Annotated in this window: 1 protein-coding gene; it reads left to right on the top strand. The window is 76.3% G+C overall.

Annotated elements, in window-relative coordinates:
* Positions 1-22: 22 nt before the first annotated feature.
* Positions 23-23,476, top strand: a complete 23,454-nt coding sequence (locus ACLJQE_RS07575; protein ID WP_410638384.1) for an SDR family NAD(P)-dependent oxidoreductase — start codon at positions 23-25, stop codon at positions 23,474-23,476.
* Positions 23,477-23,497 lie beyond the last annotated feature (21 nt).

Raw genomic sequence — 23,497 nt, 5'->3', positions numbered from 1 at the left:
CCGCTGGAAGGAAGTTCCCGCCGTGACCCGCAGCATCCTGCGCGTGCCCGCGTGGCGCGCCGAACCGGCAGGCCCGGCCGCTCCGCCGGCCGGCGCCCGGCGGCTGGTCCTGGTGTGCGACCTGCCCGGAGCCGCCGTCCGCGACCGGTTCCCCGGCACCTCGCTCGCGCTGGTACCCGGCGAAGGCGACGACCCGGCCACCGCCTACGAACGGGCCGCGATCCGGCTCTTCGGCGAGCTCAAGCGGTTGCTCTCGGCACCGGCGGGCCGCCCGTGCCTGGTGCAGGTCGCCTGCCGGGCGGGCACCGCGTTCCCGGGCCTGCTCGGGCTGCTGCGCACCGCCGCCCAGGAAGATCCGGCGCTGCACGGGCAGCTCGTCGAGTTCGCGCACGAGCCGTCGGCCGACGAGCTGGCCGCGGCGCTGGCCGCCGAAGCGGGCGGGGAACGCGACCACGTGCGCTACACCCCGGCCGGCCGGGAGGTCCCGCACTGGGACACCACGCCGGCCACCGCCGCCCCGGCCGCGTGGCGCCCCGGCGGCGTCTACCTGATCAGCGGCGGAGCGGGCGGGATCGGCCGGCTCCTCGCCGAAGACGTGACGCGCCGCGCCCCGGGCGCGGTCGTGGTCCGGTGCGGCCGGGCCCCCGACTCCGGCGGACCCGGCGAGTACCGCAGCGTGGACGTCACGGACGCGGCCGCGGTGCGCCGGCTCGTCGAGGACGTCGTCGGCACGCACGGACGGCTCGACGGCGTCGTGCACGCGGCCGGCGTGCTGCGCGACGGCTACCTGATCCACGCGTCCTACCAGGACTTCCGGCGCGTGCTCGCGCCGAAGGTGAGCGGCGTGGTGCACCTCGACGAGGCGACCCGCGACCTGCCGCTCGACTTCTTCGCCGCGTTCTCCGCGGCCGCCGGGGCACTCGGCAACCCGGGCCAAGCCGGCTACGCCGCCGCCAACGGGTTCCTCGACGCCTACCTCGGGGTCCGGGCCGGGCGGGCCGCCCGCGGCGAGCGCCACGGCGTGAGCGTCTCGCTGGGCTGGCCGCTGTGGCGCGACGGCGGCATGCACCCGCCCGAGGAGGAGCTGCCCGCCCTCGCGGAGCGGTTCGGCCCGCCGCTGGAGACCGCCGCCGCACTGGCGGCCCTGCACGGAGCGATCGCGCTCGGTGCCGCCCACGTCGTGATTTCCGGGGAAGGGGAAGGGAACGACATGCACGGGAAGCCGGCCGACCTGACCGCCCGCGTGCTGGTCCGGTTGAAGGACCTGCTGGCCGAGACGATGCGGCTCGACCCCGCCCGGCTCGACGCGGCGGCCCCGCTGGACGGCTACGGGATCGACTCGCTCACCGTCACCCGGCTGAACCGGCGGTTCGCGCGGTGGTTCGGGGCGCTGCCCAAGACGCTGCTCTACCAGTACCCGACGCTGGGGGACCTGGCCGCCCACCTCGCCGAGCACTTCCCGGACGGCTGCGCCCGCTGGCTCGCCGAGGCCTCTTCGACCGCTGCTCCCGCCCCGGAGCCGGAGCCCGCACCCGAGTCCGGTTCCGCGGCGGCTCGGGCCGCTGCTCCCGCCCCGGAGCCGGAGCCCGCACCCGAGTCCGGTTCCGCGGCGGCTCGGGCCGCTGCTCCCGCACCGGCGTCCCCGCGGCCCGTCGCGGCCGGCGAACCGATCGCCGTCATCGGGATCGGCGGCCGTTACCCGGACGCCCCCACCCTGGAGGACTTCTGGGCCAACCTGCGGGCCGGCCGCGACAGCGTCCGGGAAATCCCGGCCACGCGGTGGTCGCTGGACGGCTTCTACGAGCCCGACCGGCAGCGGGCCGTCGAGGAGGGGGCCAGCTACAGCAAGTGGGGCGCGTTCCTCGACGGCTTCGCCCGGTTCGACGCCGCGTTCTTCGGCATCGCGCCGCGGGAGGCCGCCGACATCGACCCGCAGGAGCGGCTGTTCCTGGAAACGGTGTGGTGCGCTCTGGAAGACGCCGGGTACACCCGGGCCCGGCTGGCCGAGCGGCACCAGGGCCGGGTCGGGGTCTTCGCCGGGGTGACCAAGACCGGCTTCGACCGCCACCGCCCGCCGGCCTCCGGCGGGCTCCGGCCCGCGCCGCGGACCTCCTTCGCGTCACTGGCCAACCGCGTCTCCTACCTGCTGGACCTGCGGGGACCGAGCCTGCCGGTGGACACGATGTGCTCGGCCTCGCTGACCGCGATCCACGAAGCGTGCGAGCACCTGCGCTCCGGCGCGTGCGAACTGGCCATCGCCGGCGGGGTGAACCTGTACCTGCACCCCTCGACCTACGTCGAGCTGTGCCGGGCCCGGATGCTCGCCGCCGACGGCCGCTGCCGCAGCTTCGGCGCGGGCGGCGACGGGTTCGTCCCCGGCGAGGGCGTCGGCGCGGTGCTGCTCAAGCCCCTGGCCGCGGCCGAGGCCGACGGCGACCCCGTCCACGCGGTCATCCTCGGGTCCGCGGTCAACCACGGCGGCCGCACCAACGGCTACACCGTGCCCAACCCGCGCGCCCAGGCCGCGGTGGTGCGGGAAGCGCTCGACCGGGCCGGGCTCAGCGCGGCCGACATCGGCTACGTCGAGGCGCACGGCACCGGCACCCGGCTCGGCGACCCGATCGAGATCGACGGCCTCACCCAGGCGTTCGCCCCGGACGAGCCCGCCACGGGCTCCTGCGCGCTCGGCTCGGTCAAGAGCAACATCGGCCACCTGGAGGCGGCCGCGGGCATCGCCGGGCTGACCAAGGTGGTGCTGCAGCTGCGCCACGGCGAGCTGGCGCCGAGCCTGCACGCCGAGGAACCCAACCCCGACATCGACTTCGCCGCGACGCCGTTCGCCCTCGGCCGCGACGGCGGTGCGTGGCCGCGGCCGGACGGCGGGCGGCGGATCGCCGGGATCTCCTCCTTCGGCGCGGGCGGCGCGAACGCGCACGTGATCGTGGCGGAGCACCGGCCCACCCCCACCCCGTCCGCTCCTACGCTGTCCGCCCCGCTGCGCCGTCCCGTGCTGCTGCCGCTGTCCGCGCGGACCGAGGAGGACCTGCGCGGCCGCGCCGCCGCGCTGGCCGGCTGGCTCGACCGCCAGGACGACCCCGACCTCGCGGCCGTCGCGGCGACGCTGCAGACCGGCCGCGAGGCCATGACCGAACGGCTGTGCTTCGTGGCGCGGGACGTGCGGGAGTGGCGCGAGCAGCTGCGGGCCTTCCTCGCCGACCCCGCCGCCGAAGGGCCCTGGTGGCGCGGGCGGGTCCGGGCCAGCCAGGAGACCCTGGCCGCGCTGGCCGGCAAGGCCGAGCTGCGCGCGCTGGTCGAACGGTGGGCCGCCGACGGCCTTTGGGGTGAAGCGGCGGCCTTCTGGGCCAAGGGCGCCCCGCTCGACTGGTCCCTTTTGGACAGTGGAGGGCCGGCCGCGCGCCGGGTGCACCTGCCCGGGTACCCCTTCGCCGGCCCCGAGTTCTGGTTCGGGCCGTCGACGCACGAGACGTCCCCCGCACCCGCGCGGCCGGCGGCTCCCGCCGGAGAGGCGGACGCCGAACACGTCCTGCTGACCGAGCTGGCGGACATCCTCCAGCTGCCGCCCGGCGAGATCGAGCGGCACCGGCCGTTCGCCGACTACGGGCTCGACTCGATCCTCGGCGTGAGCCTGGTGCACCGGCTCAACGAGGCGCTGGGCACCGCGATCGACACGACCGACCTGTTCGACCACGGCACCCTGGCCCGCCTCGGCGCGTTCCTGGCCGGGGTGCGCCCGGCCGCGGCCGCCCCCGCCGGCCACCGCGCGCCGGACGACGACGCCGTCGCGATCGTCGGGATGGCCGCGCGCTACGGCGACGCGGAAAGCCCGGACGAGCTGTGGGACCACCTCCTGGCCGGCGCCGACCTCGTCGAGCCGGTCACCCGGTGGCCGCTGGCGCCGGAGATCGGCTGCCGCACCGGCAGCTTCGTGCGCGGCATCGACCGGTTCGACCCCGCCTTCTTCGGCATCTCCGGCGTCGAGGCGACCGCGATGGACCCGCAGCAGCGGATCTTCCTCGAACAGTGCTGGAACGCCCTGGAGGACGCCGGCCGCACCGGCGAACGCCGCCCCGGCGACCGGACCGGCGTCTACGTCGGCTGCTACGCCGGCGACTACGGGGAGCACCTGGACGGCACGGCGCCCGCGCAGGCGCTGTGGGGCACCATGGGCTCGGTCGTCGCGTCCCGGATCGCCTACCTGCTCGACCTGACCGGCCCGGCGCTCACCGTGGACACCTCCTGCTCCAGCTCGCTGGTCGCGATCGACCTGGCCTGCCGCGACCTGCGGGCGGGCACCACCGACCTGGCCATCGCCGGCGGCGTGTTCGTGCAGACGACGCCGCGGCTCTACGCCTCGGCCGCCCGGGCCGGGATGCTCTCGCCGTCGGGCCGGTGCCGCAGCTTCGACGCCGGCGCCGACGGGTTCGTGCCGGGCGAGGGCGCGGGCGCGCTCGTGCTCAAGCGGCTCGCCGACGCCGAGCGCGACGGCGACCACATCCACGCCGTCGTGCGCGCCTCGGGCGTCAACCAGGACGGCACCACGAACGGGCTCACCGCGCCCAGCGCGGCGTCCCAGGAACGGCTGCTGCGCGAGGTGCACGCCGGGATCGGGCCCGGCGGCGTCCAGCTCGTGGAGGCGCACGGCACCGGCACCCCGCTGGGTGACCCGATCGAGTTCCGCGCCCTGTCCCGGGTGTTCGACGGCGCCCCGCCGGGCAGCGTCGCGCTCGGCTCGATCAAGACCAACCTCGGGCACACCCAGTTCGCCGCCGGGGTGGCCGGGGTGCTCAAGGCGGTGCTCGCCCTGCGCCACCGCCGGATCCCGGCGTCGCTGCACTTCGCCGCGGCGAACCCGCGGATCCCGCTGGCCGGCAGCCCGTTCACGGTGCCGTCGGAAACCACCGAATGGGCCGCGCCCGCGCAGGGCCCGCGCCGCGCCGCGGTCAGCTCGTTCGGAGCCAGCGGCACCAACGCGCACGTGGTGCTGGAGGAGTACCGGCGCGACCCGGCCGCCGAGGTGCCGGGGGAGCAGGCGTTCCTGTTGTCGGCGCGGACCCCGGCGGCGCTGCGGTCCGCGGCCGGGCGGCTCGCCGCGCACCTGGAGCGGCAGCCGGAGCTGTCCGCCGCGGAGATCGCCTTCAGCCTCGCGGCCGGCCGGGCGCCCCTGCCGTACCGGCTCGCCGTCGTGGCCGGGGACCCGGCCACGCTCGTGCGGCGCCTGCGGGCCTGGCTGTCCGGCGCGGAGGCGGACGTGCTGACCGGTGAGGCGCCCGCCGACCCGCCGGCTGCCGTGACCGCGCCGCCCGCCACCGCCCGGGAGCTGGCGGCGGCGTTCGTGCGCGGCGACGCCGTCCGGTACGCCGAAGCCTTCCCCGCCGCGGCCCGGCGGATCGTGCCGCTGCCGACCTACCCGTACGAGCGGCAGCGCTACTGGCCGGGGGAGACGGCCACCGCCTACCGCGTCCGGCTCACCGGCGAGGAGTTCTTCCTCGCCGACCACCACGTCAACGGCCGGGCGGTGCTGCCGGCCGTGCTGTCGCTGGAGTTCGCCCGGCGCGCGGCGACCCCCGGGGCGTTCACCCCGGCCGGGCTGCGCGACCTCGTGTGGGCGGCGCCGTTCCCGGTCGGCGCCGAGGGGGCCGAGCTGTCGGTGGAGCGCGACGGGGACGTCTTCCGCGTGCGGCGCGACGGCGCCGAAGCGCACGCCCACGGCCGGTACGCCGAACCCGGCCCCGCCGCGACCGTGCCGCTGCGCGAGGTGCGCGAGCGCTGCCGCGTCCGGTCGCTGACCGCCGGGCAGTGCCGGGCGGCCCTCGACGCGGTCGGCATCGGCCACGGCAGCCGGCTGCGCGCGCTCGACGGGCTGGCCGTCGGCGACGGTGAAGTGCTGGCGAAACTCGTCCTGCCCGGCGGTGCCGACGACCCCGGCCTGGCCGTGCACCCGGCGCTGCTGGACAGCGCGGTGCAGGCGGTCGTCGGGCTGTTCGGCGACGAGACCGGCGCGCTGGCCGGGCCCGCGGGCCGGCCAGCCCTGCCGTTCGCCGTCGACGCGGTCGACATCCTCGCGCCCACCACGGCGGCGATGTGGGCGCACGTGCGGCGCGCCGGCGGGCGAACGACCACTGTGGACAGTGCGGAACCACTGGAGCCACTGGACACAGTGGACATCGACGTGTGCGACGACGAAGGCCGCGTCGCGGTGCGCCTGCGCGGGCTCGCCTTCCGGCGCGTGGCGGCGGAGGCGGGCGTCCGCACGGCCCTGCTCGCCCCGGTCTGGGACGCGTTGCCGGGCGACGTCGAACGCGCACCGGCGGCCGGCACCCGGCCGGTCCTCGCCGGGGGCGGCGCGGCCGACCGCGACGCGTTCCTGGCCCGCTTCCCCGGCGCCACCGTCCTCGGCGCCGAGGATGCCGGGAACCTGCCCGCCGACGCCGACCACGTCGTCTGGCTCGCTCCGGAAGGTGAGGGAGCCGACGGCGCGTACACCGTCTTCCGGTGGATCAAGGCCCTGCTGGCCGGCGGGGCGGACGAGCGGGAGATCGGGTTCACCGCGGTCACCCGGCAGGCGTGCCGCGTGCCGGGTGACGAGTTCGTCGACGCGAAGCACGCGGGGGTGCACGGCCTCCTCGGCTCGGTCGCCAAGGAGTACCCGCACTGGCGGGTGCGGGTGGTCGACGTCGCCGCGGCCGAGCCGGTGCCGTGGGACGCGGTGCTGAATCCGCCGGCCGCGCTGCGCGGCGCGGTCGCCGCCCGGCGCCGCGGCGAGTGGTTCCGGCAGCGGCTGCTGGAGGTCGCCGACGCGCGCCCGCCCGCCGTGCCCGGGGCGCCCGGCGGCGTCGTCGTCGCCATCGGCGGGGCCGGCGGCATCGGCACCGTGTGGACCGAGCACCTGGTGCGCCGCCACGGTACCCAGGTGGTCTGGATCGGCCGCCGTCCGCTGGACGAAGAGATCGCGGCGAACCAGGAGCGGATCGCCGCCCACGGGCCGAAGCCGGACTACGTGCGCGCCGACGCCACCGATCCGGCTGACCTGCGCCGAGCCTGCGCCGAGATCGTGCGGCGCCACGGGCCGGTGCACGGCGTGCTGCACACCGCGATCGTGCTCGGCGACCGCAGCGTGGCCCGGATGGACGAGGAGCGCTTCCGCGCCACCTACGCGGCCAAGGCGGCCGTGGCGGTCAACCTCGCCGAGGTCTTCGACGGCCAGCCGCTGGAGTTCGTCGCGTTCTTCTCCTCGATGCAGGCGTTCTTCACCGCGCCGGGACAGGCCAACTACGCGGCGGGCTGCGCGTTCGCCGACGCCTACGCCGACGAGCTGGCCGGACGGCTCGGCTGCCCGGTGAAGGTGATGAACTGGGGTTACTGGGGCGGCGTCGGCGTGGTGGCCGAAGCCGGCTACCGGCAGCGGATGGCGCGCCTGGGCCTGGGCTCCATCGAACCGGCCGAGGGCATGGCCGCGTTCGACCGGCTGCTGACGTCCCCGCACGACCGGCTGGCCCTGCTGAAGGCGGCCGACGCCCGCAGCATCGCCGTCGCCTACGAGGACAGCGTCCTCACCACCCTGCCCGGCACCGGGTCCTCCCCGGTCGCGGCGCTGCTCGCGGCCCGGCCCGACCGCGGCGCCGCGATCGAGCGCGTGCGCGCCGCCGCCGACGGGCACGGCCGGTCCATGGAGGACGCGCTGGTCCGGATCACCTGGGCCCTGCTGCGCCACCTCGGCCTGTTCGGCGCGGGCCGCCGCGGCACCGTCGCCGACTGGCTCGCCGCCGGGGGCATCGAGGCCCGCTACGAGCGGTGGCTCGGCCACACCCTGGCCGTGTTCGCCCGCCGGGGCCTGCTGCGCGAAACCGGCGACGGCCGCTACGAAGCCGTCGACACCGGGCCGGCCGACCTCGACGCTGCCTGGCGCCGCTGGGACCTCGACCGGGCGCCGTGGCTGGACAGCGACGGCAAGCGCCCGCAGGCGGTGCTCGTCGACACGACCCTGCGCGCGCTCACCGACGTGCTCACCGGCCGCCGCCCGGCGACCGACGTCATGTTCCCGAAGTCGTCCCTGGAACTCGTCGAAGCCGTCTACCGCGACAACCCGGTCGCCGACTACTTCAACGACGTGCTGGCCGACACGCTCGTCGAGCACGTGCGCGCCCGGGTGGCCGAGGACCCGGGGGTGCGGCTGCGGATCCTGGAGATCGGCGCGGGCACCGGCGGCACCAGTGCGGTGCTGTTCCGCCGGCTGGCCCCGTGGCGCGAGCACCTCGAAACCTATTGCTACACCGACCTTTCCCAGGCTTTCCTGCGGCACGCCCGCCGGACCTACGGCGAGGCCGCGCCCTACCTCGATCCCCGCATCCTCGACATCGAGAAGCCCTTGGCGGAGCAAGGTGTCGAGCTCGGGAGCTTCGACGTCGCCGTCGCCACGAACGTGCTGCACGCGACCCGCAACATCCGCGCGACGCTGACCAACACCAAGGCGGCCCTGCGCGCGAACGGCGTGCTGCTGCTCAACGAGCTCAGTGACAACGTGTTCTTCAGCCACCTCACCTTCGGCCTGCTCGACGGCTGGTGGCGCTACGACGACCCGGCGCTGCGGATTCCCGGCTCGCCCGGCCTCAGCCCGCGCGACTGGCTGCGCGCCCTCGAGGAGACCGGCTTCCGGCCGGCGTTCGTCGCCGCCGAGGGCGCCGACGACCTCGGGCAGCAGGTGTTCGTCGCGGAAAGCGACGGCGTCGTCCGGCAGCCCGTTCCGGCCGGGAGCCCGGCTTTCGCGCCGGTCCCCGGGGAACCCGGCTCGGCGCCGGCTCCCGTCGCCGCACCGGCAGCCGCGCCTGCGCCCGCGTCCGTGGCGGCGGGGACCGACCGCGAGGCCGAGTTGCTGGAGCGGGCGCGTGAGCACTTCCGCGGTCTCGTCGCGGACGTGCTCCAGCTGCCGGTGTCGTCGGTGCGCGCCGACGTGACGTTCGACCGCTACGGCATCGACTCGATCCTGGTGGTGCAGCTGACCGAAGCGGTGCGGAAGGTGTTCGGCAACGTCGGCAGCACACTGTTCTTCGAGGTGCGCACGATCGACGGGCTCGCCCGCCACTTCGCCCGCACCCAGCCGGACGCGCTCGCCGCACTGGCCGGCCTGACCGAGCCGGCACCCGCGGCCGCCCCGGCGGCGGTCGCGGCGGAACCGGCGCCCGCGCCGTCGCCCGGCCGGTCCGGCGAGGACGTGCCGATCGCCGTCATCGGCATGTCGGGGCGTTACCCCGGCGCGCGGAACCTCGACGAGTTCTGGGCCAACCTGCTGGCCGGGGTGGACTGCGTGACCGAGATCCCCGGCGACCGCTGGGACCACGAGCGCTACTACGACGCGCGCCGCGGCGTCCCGGGCAAGACCTACGCCAAGTGGGGCGGCTTTCTCGACGGCGTCGACGAGTTCGACCCGTTGTTCTTCGGCATCTCCCCGGCCGCGGCGGCCACGATGGACCCCCAGGAGCGGCTGTTCCTGCAGTCGGCGTACGAGACGCTGCAGGACGCCGGCCACACGCGGGACTCGCTGCGTGCCGCGGCGCGGGCCCGGGCGGGCGCGGACGCGGGCGACATCGGGGTGTTCGCCGGGGCGATGTACACCGAGTACCAGCTCTACGGCGCGGAACAGGCCGTGCGGGGCGAGCCGGTCGTCGTGCCGGGCAGCCTCGCGTCGATCGCGAACCGCGTGTCGTACTTCTTCGACGCCGACGGCCCGAGCGTCGCGGTGGACACCATGTGCGCCTCGGCGCTGACCGCCATCCACCTCGCGTGCGCGGCGCTGCGGCGCGGGGAGTGCGGTGCGGCCATCGCCGGCGGCGTCAACCTGTCGCTGCACCCGGGCAAGTACCTGATGATCGGGCAGACGCAGTTCGCCTCCAGCGACGGCCGCTGCCGCAGCTTCGGCGCCGGTGGCGACGGCTACGTGCCCGGCGAGGGCGTCGGCACGGTGCTGCTGCGCCCGCTGGCCGACGCCGAAGCCGACGGCGACCGCATCCTGGGCGTCATCCGGGGCAGCGCGGTCAACCACGGCGGGCACACCCACGGCTTCACCGTGCCGAACCCGCGGGCGCAGGCGGCGGTGATCCGCCGCGCCCACCGGACCGCCGGGATCGACCCGCGGCGCATCGGCTACGTCGAGGCGCACGGCACCGGCACCCCGCTGGGCGACCCGATCGAGGTGGCCGGGCTGACCGCCGCGTTCACCGAGTTCACCGAAGACCGCGGCTTCTGCGCGATCGGCTCGGTCAAGTCCGCCGTCGGCCACCTCGAGGCGGCGGCGGGGATCGCGGGTCTCAGCAAGGTCTTGCTGCAGATGCGGCACGGGACGTTCGCGCCGTCGCTGCACGCCGAGAGCGTCAACCCGGAGATCGACTTCGCCGGCACGCCGTTCGTGCTGCAGCGCGAGGCCGCCCCGTGGCCGCGGACCGGCGGCGAGCCGCGCGTCGGCGTGGTCTCGGCGTTCGGCGCCGGCGGGTCCAACGCCCACCTGCTCGTGGAGGAGCACGTCGTGCCCGAACCCCCGCCGCGGCCGGCGACGGCCCAGATCGTGGTGCTGTCCGCCCTGGACGAGACGCGGCTGCGCGAGTCGGCGCAGCGGCTGCGCGACGAGCTGCGCGACGGCTCGTGGCGCGACGCGGACCTCGCCGACATCGCCTACACCCTCCAGGTCGGCCGGGAGCCGATGCCCGCCCGGTTCGCGACGGTCGCGGCCGACCTGGCGACCCTCGGCGCGGCACTGGACGCCTACGCCGCCGGGGCACCACTGCCCCCGGACACGTTCACCGGCAGCGGCGAGCCCACGGGCCCCTGGGCCGCCCTCGCGGAGGACGGCGAATTCCAGGAAACCCTGACCCGCTGGGCGGCCCGCGGCAAGCCGGCCTCGGTGGCGGAGGCCTGGGCGGGCGGCGTCACGGTGGAGTGGCCCCGCCTGCACGCCGACGGCCCCCGCCCGCGCCGCGTCGGCCTGCCGACGTACCCGTTCGCCCGTGACCGCTACTGGTACACGGATGTCCTCCCGAAGCCGGAGCGGCTCGCGTCGCCTGGCGTGCCTGCTCCGGAGACCACGCCCGCACCGGCGGTCGTCGACGGGTCCATCGTGGAGTCCGGTGTGGACTCCGGTCCGGCGCCTGCCTCGGTGCCCGCTCCGGTGGTGGTCGCCGCCGGGGTCGGGGCGCGTGCCGGTTCGGCGGCTGCCGCATCGCCCGCGCCCGTGCCCGCTCCGGCGACCGTGGCCGGGTTCGGGGTGAACTCCGGCTCGGTGCCCGCCACCCAGCCCGCCACCCTGCCCGCCGGGCACCTCACCGTCTGCCCCGTCTGGGAAGCCGAGCGGCCCACGACAGCCGCCCCCGGAGGGCGGTTGCTCGCCGTCGGGTTGTCCGCCGGTGATGTCGCCGCGCTGCGGGACTGGGGTGCCGAGGTGGTCACCGGGGAGGGTGCGGCCGAAAGCGCCGCCGTCCTGGCGTTCCCGACCCGGGTCGAGGGCTCCGCGGCCACCCGGCTTTCCGGGCACCGCGCCGCGGTCCGGCGGATGCACCAGGTCCTCAACCGGCTGCAGGCCCGGCACGGCGACCGCGACTTCGAGCTGACCTTGCTCACCCGCGGTGCCTTCGACCCGGCGGGCGGTCCCGGCGACCCCGCCCAGGCCGCCCTGCACGGCCTGCTCGGCGGCCTGGCGAAGGAGCAGCCGCGGTGGCGGGTCCGGGCCGTCGACCTGCCCGGCGACGAGCCACTGCGGCCGGCCGAGGTGTTCGGCCTGCCCGCCGACCGCCGCGCGCACCCGGTCGTGCGTGCCGGTGGGCAGTGGCTGCGCCGCCGGCTGCTGCCGGTCGACCTGCCCGCGCCCGCCGCGCCGGTGTTCCGCCGGGACGGCGTGTACCTGCTCGTCGGCGGCGCCGGCGACCTCGGCGTCGTGCTCACCGAGCACCTCGCCCGCACCTACGGCGCCCGCGTTGTCTGGGTCGGCCGCCGCGCCGAGGACGACGGCATCCGCGCGCGCCGGGCCGGGATCGCCGGCCCCGAGCCGGCTTACCTGCGCGCCGACGCCGCCGACCCGGCCGCGCTGCGCGCCGTCCGCGACGAGGTGCTGCGGCGGCACGGCCGGATCGACGGCGTGGTGCACCTGGCGATGACGTTCAGCCACACCCCGCTCGCCGAGCTGGCCGAGCCGGACCTGGCCGCGACGCTGGCGTCCAAAGTAGACCCCTGCGCGCACTTCGCGGACGTCTTCGCGGGGCTCGACCTCGACTTCGTGCTGCTGGTGTCGTCGCTGGTCACCTTCATCCGCAACGCCGGCCAGGCGCACTACGCGGCGGCTTGCGCCTCCGTGGACGCGGCGGCGGCGGGCATGCGCGCGGCACTGGGCTGCCCGGTGAAGACGGTGAACTGGGGCTACTGGGGCAACGTCACCGAGGACCTGCTCGAGGACATGGCCGCGGCCGGCCTCGCGCCGATCGAGCCCGGCCCCGCGATGGCCGCGCTGGAAGCCCTGCTCGCCGGGCCGCTCGACCAGATCGGGTTCCTGCGGCTCGGCCGGCCGCTGCCGGTGGAGGGCGTGCTGACCGGGCAGACCGCCGAGGTGCACCCCGGCGCGCCGGCCGCGCCCACCGCCCCGGCCGAGGTGCCGCTGCCCGCGGCGCTCGCCGCCTACCAGGCGGGCCCGGTGCCCGCCGAGGTCGACGCGGCCCTGGCCCGCTGGGTCGCCGCGGAACTGCGCGCGGCCGGGTTCGCCGCGGCGGCGGACCTCCCGGCCAGCGGCCGGTTCGCCCGCTGGCTGCCGCCGACGCTGCGGGTGCTCACCGAGCACGGCCTGCTCGACGACGCGGGCCGCTGGACCGCGGCGGTCCCGGACGCCGAGGCGTGCCGGGTGGACTGGCCGCGCTCGGCGGAGCGCTGGACCGCGGCCAATCCCGACCTGCGCACGCCGCTGGCCCTGCTCGGCCGGACCGTGCCCGCCCTGCCCGCCGTGCTGCGCGGCGAGGTCCCGGCCACCGACGTGCTGTTCCCGGGCGGCTCCTTCGACCTGGTCGAGGGCGTGTACCGGGACAACCGGGTCGCCGACCACTTCAACGCCGTGCTGGCCGAGAACGTCGTCGGCTTCCTGCGGGCGCGGCTCGCCGCCGAGCCCGGCGCGCGGCTGCGCGTGCTGGAGGCCGGCGCGGGCACCGGGGGCACCACGCGCGTGGTGCTCGACCGGCTCGCCGAGGCCGGGCTGCCGCTCGCCGAGTACTGCTTCACCGACGTGTCACGGGCGTTCCTGCACCGCGCCGAGGACACCTTCGGCGCCCGGCACGGCTTCCTCACCTACCGGGTGCTCGACGTCGCCGAGCCGCCGCACGGCCAGGGTCCGGAGCCCGGGACGTTCGACGTCGTCATCGCGGCCAACGTCCTGCACACGACGGCGGACGTGCGCGCGACGCTGCGCGGCGTCAAGGCCCTGCTGCGCGGCAACGGGCTGCTGGCGCTCAACGAGATCAGCGGGTTCTACCTCGTGAACCACCTGACCTTCGGGCTGCTGGACGGCTGGTGGGCCCCCACCGACCCCGAGCTGCGCGTGCCGGACGGCCCGGCGCTGTCCCCGGCCGGCTGGCGGACTCTCCTGGCGCAGGAGGGATTCACCGCCGTCACCCACCCCGCGGCCGACGCCGAGCCGCTCGGCCAGCAGGTGGTGCTCGCCCACAGCGACGGGGTGGCCCGCCGGCCGCGCGCCCTGCCGGAGCCGGCCGTGGCACCCGCCCTGCCTGCCCCGGTGTCCGCCAAGCCGGCCCCGGTGCCCGTGGCCGCGGTCGCCGCCGTCGTGCTCGGCGCCCTCGCCGAGGCGCTGCGGATGCCCGGGGACGCCATCGACCCGGCCCGCGCGTTCGCCGACTACGGCCTCGACTCGATCGTCGGCGCGGGCTTCGTCCGGCAGCTCAACGAATCGCTCGGGCTCGACCTGCTGACCACGGTGATCTTCGACCACCACAGCGTCGAGCAGCTCGCCGCGCACATCGCGGGCGAGCACCGGCCCGCCCTGCCCGGCGCGGCCCCGGCGGCCGGCGACGAGCCGATGACGGCGCCCGCCGCCCTGCCCGCGCCCGCCGCCGGGGTGGTGGGGGAGCCGATCGCCGTCATCGGGATCAGCGGCCGGTTCGCCCAGTCGCCCGACCTGGACGCGCTGTGGGCGCACCTCGCCGCCGGCGACGACCTGGTCGGCCCGATCGAGCGCTGGGACACCTCCGGCCCGGAATGGGCGGACGTGCCGTGCCGGTCCGGCAGCTTCCTCGACGGCATCGACGAGTTCGACGCCCGCTTCTTCCGGATGTCCGGGCGCGAAGCGGCCTACACCGATCCGCAGCAGCGGCTGTTCCTCGAGCAGGCGTGGACGGCGCTGGAGGACGCCGGGTACGTCGGCGCCGCGCTGGAAGGCACCCGCGCGGGCGTCTACGCCGGCTGCACCGGCGGCGACTACAGCGCCTGGTTCGACGAGCGGCCGCCGGCGCAGGCGGCCTGGGGCAACGCCCCGTCGATCGTGCCCGCCCGGGTGGCCTACCACCTGAACCTGCGCGGGCCCGCGATCGCCGTCGACACGGCGTGCTCCAGCTCGCTGGTCGCCGTCCACCTCGCCTGCCAGGCGCTGTGGAGCGGGGAAGTCGACCTGGCGATCGCCGGCGGCGTCGCCGTGCTGACCACGCCGCGCACCCACCTGACGGCCGGGCGCGCGGGGATGCTTTCGCCGACCGGCCGCTGCCACACCTTCGACGCGGCGGCCGACGGCTTCGTCCCCGGCGAAGGCGCCGGGGTGGTGGTGCTCAAGCGGCTCGCCGACGCGCTCGCCGACGGCGACCACGTCCACGCCGTGCTCCGCGGGTCGGGGGTCAACCAGGACGGCGCCACCAACGGGATCACCGCCCCGAGCGCGGCGTCACAGGAGCGGCTGATCCGGGAGGTGCACGAGCGCTTCGGCGTCGACCCGGCGGAGATCGGGTACGTCGAAGCGCACGGCACCGGCACCCGGCTCGGCGACCCGATCGAGACCGAGGCGCTGGTCCGCGCGTTCGGCGCCGCCGAGGGCTCCCGCGGCTGTGCGCTCGGCTCGGTGAAGACGAACATCGGCCACACCATGTCGGCCGCCGGCGTGGCCGGGCTGCTGAAGATCGTGCTGGCCCTGCGCCACCGCACGCTGCCGCCGTCGCTGCACCACGAGGAGACCAACCCGGCGATCCGGCTCGACGGCAGCCCGTTCCACGTCGTCACGCGGCTGCGGCCGTGGGAGCCGAACCACCGCGGCCGGCTGGTCGCCGCGACGAGCTCGTTCGGGTTCAGCGGCACCAACGCCCACGTCGTCGTCGAGGAACCGCCCACCCCCGGGCCGCGTGAGGACGACGGCCGGGAACTGTTGTTCGTGGTGTCCGCGCCCCGGCCCGAACCGCTGCGGCAGCTCGTCGCCGCGCTGGCCGGGCACCTGACCGCGACGCCGGAGGCCGTGCTCCGGGACGTCAGCCACACCCTGGCGAACGGCCGTGTCCACTTCGGACAGCGCGTCGCCTTCGCCGCCGCCGACCGCGAAACCCTGCTGAGCCGGCTGGAGTCCTGGCTGGCGGACGGGACCGAGCACCCGGCGGCGGACGCCGGGCTGGAGCGGATCCGGGCGGCTTGGCGCGACGGCGGGGAGCTGGCCACCGAGGCGTTGTTCGCCGGGCGCGACGTGCGGCGCACCCCGCTGCCGACGTACCCGTTCCAGCGCCGCCGCGCCTGGCCGGGCGGAGCGACCCCGGCGACCCCGGCGACCCCGGCGACCCCACTGCCGAGCGCGTCGACGGCCACCGCCGAGCCGATCGCGGTCGTCGGCCTGGCCGCGCGGTTCGCCGGCAGCCCGGACGCCGAGAGCCTGTGGGCGCACCTGGCCGCCGGGGACGACCTCGTCGGCGAAGTGACCCGCTGGGACCTGACCGGGCGGCTGGGCCCGAAGGCGGGCCGTCAGCACGGCAGCTTCCTGGAGGACCCGGCCCGCTTCGACGCGTTGTTCTTCGGCGTGTCCGGCACCGAGGCCGTGCACACCGATCCGCAGCAGCGGGTGTTCCTCGAGGAGTGCTGGCACGCGCTGGAAGACGCCGGTTACGCGGGCGAGCGGCTCACCGACCGTGCGTGCGGGGTCTACGTCGGCGCCTACCCGGGCGACTACCACGAGCTGATCGGCGCCGAGCGGCCGCCGCAGACCATGTGGGGCAACATGGCCTCGGTCATCGCGTCCCGGATCTCCTACCTGCTCGACCTGTCCGGGCCCGCGGTCGCGGTCGACTCGGCGTGCTCCAGCTCGCTGGTCGCCATCCACCTGGCCTGCGACAGCCTCCGGCTCGGCACGGTGTCGATGGCGCTGGCCGGCGGCGTGTTCGTCCAGGCAACCCCGCGGCTCTACGAGTACTCGGCCACCGCGAAGATGCTCTCGCCGACCGGCCGGTGCCGCACGTTCGACGCGGCCGCGGACGGGATGGTGCCGGGCGAAGGCGCCGGTGTCCTGGTGCTGAAGCGGCTGAGCGACGCCCGGCGCGACGGCGACCACGTCTACGGCGTGATCCGCGGGTCCGGCGTCAACCAGGACGGCACCACCCACGGCATCACCGCGCCGAGCGCCCAGGCTCAGGTGGACCTGGTACGCCAGGTCCACCGCGCCGCGGGGGTGCGCCCGGACGGGGTCCAGCTGCTCGAGGCCCACGGCACCGGCACCCCGCTCGGCGACCCGATCGAGTTCGGCGCGCTCGCCGAGGCGTTCGACGGCGCGCCGTCCGGCGGCTGCGCGCTCGGGTCGATCAAGACCAACCTCGGGCACACCCAGTTCACCGCGGGCGTCGCCGGCGCGCTGAAGGTCCTGCTGGCGCTGCACCACCGGCAGGTGCCGCCGTCCCTGCACTTCACCCGGCCCAACCCGGCCATCCCGCTGGCGGGCAGCCCGTTCCACGTCCCCGCGGAGCTGCGTGACTGGCCGCAGCCGGCGTCCGGGCCGCGCCGGGCCGGGGTCAGCTCCTTCGGCGCCAGCGGCACCAACGCGCACGCCGTCTTCGAGGAGGCGCCCGAGCCCGACGGCCCGGCGCACCCCGCGCGGGACGAGTGGCCGGTCGTGCTGTCCGCGCAGGACGAGGGCACGCTGCGCGCCCACGTCGAGCGGATGCTCGCCCACGTCGAGGCCCACCCCGGCCTCGACCTCGGCGACGTCGCGTTCACCCTGGCGACCGGACGGCGGCACGAGACGTGGCGGTGGGCCTGCGTCGCGCGGGACGCGGCGGAGTGGGCCGAGGCCATGCGGGCCTGGCTGCGCGACGGCCACGCCGGCCCGGTCGTCACCGGGACGGTGCCCGGCGAACACCCCGAGCCGGTCGATCCGCGGGAGCTGACGCCGTCGGAGGCGGTGCAGCGGTACGTGCGCGGCGAGCTCGCGTCGTTCGGCGGTCTGTTCGGCGGCGGCTTCCGCGTGGTGCCGCTGCCGGGCTACCCGTTCGGCGGTGAGCGGTACTGGATCACCACGCCGCCGGCCGTCCCGCCCGTCGCCGAGCCGGCTCCGCTGACCGTCCACAAGCGACCCGGCGGTGGCCGCGCCCATGCCGTCGAGCTGACGGGCCGCGAGTTCTTCCTCGACCACCACCGGGTTTCCGGCGTGCCGGTGCTGCCCGGCGTCGTGTACCTGGAACTGGCCAGGGCCGCCGCCGAAGCCGAGGGTTTCCCGCGGACCGGGGTGGTGCTGCGCAACGTCGTCTGGACGCGGCCGGCGCGGATCACGGCGCCGACGACCGCCGAAATCACCCTGGATCCGCAGGACGGCGGCGCGTTCGGCTACCGCATCGCCACGACCGGCGCGGGCGAGCCGGTCACCCACGGCCAAGGCCGGATCGAGCCGTCCGCGCCCACCGCGCCGCCCCGGCTGGACATCGCCGCGCTGCGGGACCGGTGCACGCGCCGCACGCTCGACCGCGACGCCTGCTACGCCGAGTACGAAGGCACGGAAATGGGGCTCGGGCCCGCCATGCGGGGCATCGAGCGGCTCCACATCGGTGACGGACTGATCGTCGCGCGCCTGCGCCGTCCCGGCGCCGCGACCGGCAGCACGGTGCACCCCGCGATGCTCGACTCCGCGCTGCAGGCCACCCTCGGCTTGGCCCTGGCCGAAGGCGCGGAGGAGGTCACGGCCGCGCTGCCGTTCGCCCTCACCGAAGTCCGCGTGCACGCCCCCACGCCGGCCACCGGCTGGGCGGTGATCCGCCCGTCGGCCAACGACCGCCCGGGCACGGTCCGGCGGCTGGACATCGACCTGTGCGACGACGACGGCGAGGTGTGCGTGCGCCTGCTCGGGTTCACGTTCCGCGCCCTCCCGGGCGGCGGCCCGGCAGGTGCGGGCGACTCGGAGGCGGTCGCCGTGCGGCCGGGCGGCGCGAACCAGCCCGGTGGCGCCGCCGTGGAGGCGGCGGATGCGGCCGCTGCCCCGCGGGGCGGCGGAAATCCGGCTGGGCCGGTTCGCCGCGAGGCAGTGCCGGTCGGCTCCGCCAGTGCGGACGCGGCCGAGGTTCGCGCCGCTGTGCCGGGTGGCGGGGATCTGGCGGGGTCGGGCGTCGCGCGGGGATCGGTTCGCCGTGAGGCGCTGCCTGTCGGCTCAGCTGGTGTCGGCGGGGCCGAGGTTCGCGCCGCTGTGCCTGGTGGCGGGGACTTGGCCGGGTCGGGCGTCGCGCGGGGATCGGCTCGCCTCGAGGCGCTGCCTGTCGGCTCCGCTGGTGTCGATGGGATCGAGCCCGGCGGCGGCCGGGAGCGCGGTTCCCTCGTGCTGGCCCGGTCCGGCTGGCACCCGGCCGCCGCGCCGTTACCGACGCAGCCGCCGGCTCGCCACGAGGTGCTGCTCGCTGGCATTGGGGCCCTCGATGCTGCCGCGGTCGGGGCTCACCTCGACGTGCCGTGCACCGCCCTGCCAGGCGGTGAAGACCTGGCCGCCGCCTTCACCGCGCAGGCCGAAGCGCTGCTCGCCCGGCTGCGGGCCGTCGTCGGGGCGAGCCGGGACGGCCGGGTGCTGCTGCAGGTCGTCGTGCCCGCCGGTGCGGAGAACCAGCCGTACGCCGGGCTGGCCGGGCTGTTGCGCACCGCGCGCCGTGAGCACCCGAAGCTGCTCACCCAGCTCGTCGAGGTGGCGTCCACCGCCGACGCGGCCGAAGTGGCCGCCCGCCTGCGCCGGGAAGCCGCCGCCCCCGACGACGTGGTGACGCGGGAAACGGACGGCCGCCGCGAGGTCGCGCGGTGGACCCCGCTGCCCGACGCGCCGGCGGTGCGGCCGTGGCGGGCCGGCGGCGTCTACCTGATCACCGGGGGCGCGGGCGGCCTCGGCCGGGTGTTCGCCCGGGAGATCGCCACCAGCGTCGCCGCGCCGGTGCTGGTGCTGTGCGGCCGTTCGCCCGAAGAGCCGGCCCCGCTGCTCGACGAGCTGCGCGCGGCCGGGGCGGACGCGAGCTACCGGCAGCTGGACGTCGCGGACCGGGCCGCGGTCGAGCGCTGCGTCGACGGCGTCGTGGCCGGACACGGCGCCCTCCACGGGGTCCTGCACTGCGCCGGGGTCCTGCGCGACGGCTACCTGGCCAAGAAGACCGCGGCCGACCTGCGGGCGGTCTTCGCCGCGAAGGTCGCGGGCCTGGTCCACCTCGACGAGGCGACCGCGGGCACGCGGCTGGAGTTCTTCATCGGCTTCTCCTCGCTGTCGGCGTCCGGGAACCCGGGCCAGGCCGACTACGCCGCGGCCAACGCGTTCCTCGACGCCTTCGCGGCCCGGCGGGCGGCCCAGGTCGCCGCGGGGGAGCGGCACGGGCACACGCTCAGCGTCGGCTGGCCGCTGTGGGCCGGCGGTGGCATGCGCGTCGACGCCGCGACCGAACGATCCATGCTGGACACCGTGGGCATCGTGCCGATGCCGTCGGCGGCCGGGGTGGCGGCGCTCCGCCACGCCTACGGCAGCGGCGCACCGCACGTCCTGGTCATGTACGGCGACCGGGAGCGGATCGAGCGGACCCTGCTCGCCGCCCCGGAGCCCGCTCCCGTCCCCGAACCCGTCACCGAAACGGAGGTGCCCGCCGTGCCCGAGTCCGGCGGCTTGGTGGAACTGCTGCTGGCCGAGCGGGTGTCACGCCTGCTCGACGTGCCGGCCGAGGAAATCGAAGGCGCGGTCGACCTCGCCGAGTACGGGTTCGACTCGATCTCGCTGGTGGACTTCGTCGGCCTGCTCAACGACGAGTTCGGCCTGAGCCTGGTGCCGACCCTGCTGATCGAGTACCCCACCCTCGACGGCCTGGCCGCCTACCTGGCGGAGCACCACGGCGCCGTCTTCGGCCCCGAACCGGCTCCCGAACCGGTCGCGGCCCCGGCGCCGCGGACGGCGGTGCTGGCCGAGCTCACGGAGCTGACGTCGGCCGTGCTGCGGCTCCCGGCGGAGCGGATCGAGGGCGGCCGTGAGCTGAGCCGGTACGGGGTGGACTCGCTGTCCCTGACCGAGCTCGTCTCGGAGGTCAACGCGCGGTTCGGGCTGACGCTGGACCCGACGTTGCTGTTCGAGTACCCGACGCTCGACGGGCTCGCGGACTACCTGCTGACCCACCACGCGGACCGGCTCGGCGGCCCCGCCGTCCCGCCGGAACCGGAGGCCGCCGCGGCGGAAGCGGCCGCCGAAGAGCCGGAAGAGCCGGAGGGACCGGAGCCGATCGCCGTGATCGGGATGAGCGGCCGGTTCCCGATGGCCGGGGACATCGCCGAGTTCTGGCGCAACCTGGCCGAGGGGCGCGACTGCATCAGCGAGATCCCGGCCGACCGCTGGGACTGGCGCGAGTGCTACGGCGACCCGGTCACCGAGCCCAACACCAGCAACGTCAAGTGGGGCGGGTTCATCGACGGCGTCGGCGACTTCGACCCGCTGTTCTTCGACATCTCCCCGCGCGAAGCCGAGCTGATGGACCCGCAGCAGCGGCTCATGCTCCTCTACGCGTGGAAGGCACTGGAAGACGCCGGTTACGCGGCGGAGTCCGTGGCGGGCAGCGACCTGGCGATCGTGGTGGGCACCGCGAGCACCGGGTACCCCACGATGGTCGCGAAGTACTCGCCGGTCGTGGAGCCCTACGACGCCACCGGGGCCGCGCCGTGCCTCGGGCCGAACCGGATGAGCTACTTCCTGGACGTGCACGGCCCGAGCGAGCCCGTCGACACCGCCTGCTCCAGCGCGCTGATCGCCACTCACCGCGCGGTCTGCGCCCTGCAGGACGGCACGTCCGACATGGCCATCGTCGGCGGCGTCAACACCGTGCTCAGCAAGGACCTGCACATCAGCATGAGCAAGGCCGGGATGCTCGCCGAGGACGGCCGCAGCAAGACCTTCTCCGCCGACGCGGACGGCTACGCGCGGGGCGAGGGTGTCGGGATGCTGGTGCTGAAGCGGCTGTCGGCGGCCGAGCGCGACGGCGACCACATCTACGGGCTGATCCGCGGCACCGCCGAAAACCACGGTGGCCGCGCGAATTCGCTGACCGCGCCCAATCCGAAGGCGCAGGCCGCGGTGATCCGCGCGGCCTACCGGAGGGCCGGGATCGACCCGCGCACGGTCGGCTACATCGAAGCGCACGGCACCGGCACGAAACTCGGCGACCCGGTGGAGGTCAACGGGCTCAAGGAGGCCTTCCGCGACCTCTACGCCGACGCCGGGGCGGCGGTGACCGGCGCGCACTGCGGCGTCGGGTCGGTGAAGACCAACATCGGGCACCTGGAGGTCGCGGCCGGCGTGGCCGGCGTGATCAAGGTGCTGCTGCAGATGAAGCACCGCACGCTCGTCGAGAGCCTGCACTGCGACACGGTCAACCCGTACGTCAAGCTCGACGGCACGCCGTTCTTCCTGGTGCGTGAGAAGCAGCCGTGGCCGGCGCCGGTCGACGCCGCCGGTGCCGAGCTGCCGCGCCGCGCCGGGGTGAGCTCCTTCGCCTTCGGCGGCGCGAACGCGCACGTCGTGCTGGAGGAGTACGTGCCGAAGCCGGCGCCCGCCGCGCCGCCCGCGGGACCGCTGCCCGTCGTGCTGTCCGCGAGCCACCCCGAAGTGCTGCGCACCCTGGTGGAGAACTGGGTCGCCGCGCTGCGCGACGGCCGCTACGACGACGCCGACCTGGCCTCGATCGCCTCCACGTCCCAGCTCGGGCGCACCGCCATGACCGAGCGGCTGGGCTGCGTCGCCGGCAGCGTCGCCGCACTCGCGGCCGGCCTGGAATCGTGGCTGCGCGGCGAACCGGACGGCTCGGTCGTCACCGGCCGCGTCGCCCGCGACGGCGTTCCGGCGGCCCCGGCGGGCGCGGACCCGGCCGCCGCCCTGCGGGCCTGGGTGCGGGGCGCCGAGGTCGACTGGAGCCGGTGGCACACCGGCCCGCAGCGGCGGATCCCGCTGCCGACCTACCCGTTCCGGCTCAAGCGCTACTGGCTCGACACCAGCGTCCCGGCGGCCGGGACCACCGGGACTGCGGGGGCGAAGCTGCACCCGCTCGTGCACGCGAACACCTCGGATCTGACCGGGCCGCGTTACACCACGCGGTTCACCGGCCGGGAGTTCTTCCTCGACGGCCACCGGGTCCGCGGGGTGCCGGTGCTGCCCGGAGCGGCCTACCTGGAGATGGCACTGGCCGCGGCCCGGCTGGCGGGTGGCGACCGCGCCTGGTCGCTCACCGGCGCCACCTGGGACCGGCCGCTGCCGGTCGAGTCGGCCACCGATGTCCACATCGGACTCTCGGCCGACCGGGACGGCACGCTGGCCTACCGGGTGAGCACCACCGGCCCGGACGGCGAGGCCGTCGTGCACGGCCACGGCGTGCTGGCCGCCGGGGCGGACCCGGAACCGTTGCCGCGCCACGACATCCCGGCCCTGGTCGAGCAGCAGTGCCACGGACGCGTCCTCGAGGCGGGGGAGTGCTACGCGCGCTTCGGCGGGCTCGACCTCGGCTACGGGCCCGCCTTGCGGACCATCGAGCGGCTGCACAGCGGAGCCGAACTCGCGGTGGCGCGGCTGCGGCGCCCGGCCGAGGCCGCGGCCGACCCGGCGTTCGTGCTGCACCCGAGCCTGCTCGACGCGGCGTTCCAAAGCGCACTGGGGCTTTTCGCCGCCGACGGCGACGAAGCGGTGCCCGCCGCGCTCCCGCACTCGGTCGACGAGGTCCGCGTGCTGCGCCCGCTGCCGGACACGGCGTGGGCGGTCGTCCGGTTCGCCGCGGACGGAGCGGTTCCCGGCGAGTACGCGCTCGACATCGACGTGTGCGACGACGAAGGCGAGATCTGCTTGCGGCTGCACGGGTTCCGCGTCCGGGCGCTCGACGGGCCGCGGCCCGCCGAGGCGGCCGATCCCGACGAGGAGTTCTTGACCCGGCTGATCGAAGCCGCCGGCGAAGGCGCGATCAGCCTCGACGAATTCGAACGGAGCCTGGCGTGAGCGCCCGCGTCCGCCGCGCCG

Source organism: Amycolatopsis sp. lyj-346, from assembly GCF_046548975.1.
In the GTDB taxonomy this organism is placed as follows: domain Bacteria; phylum Actinomycetota; class Actinomycetes; order Mycobacteriales; family Pseudonocardiaceae; genus Amycolatopsis.
Note: the sequence above shows the minus strand (reverse complement) of the source record. Positions and strands in the feature narration are given on the sequence as shown.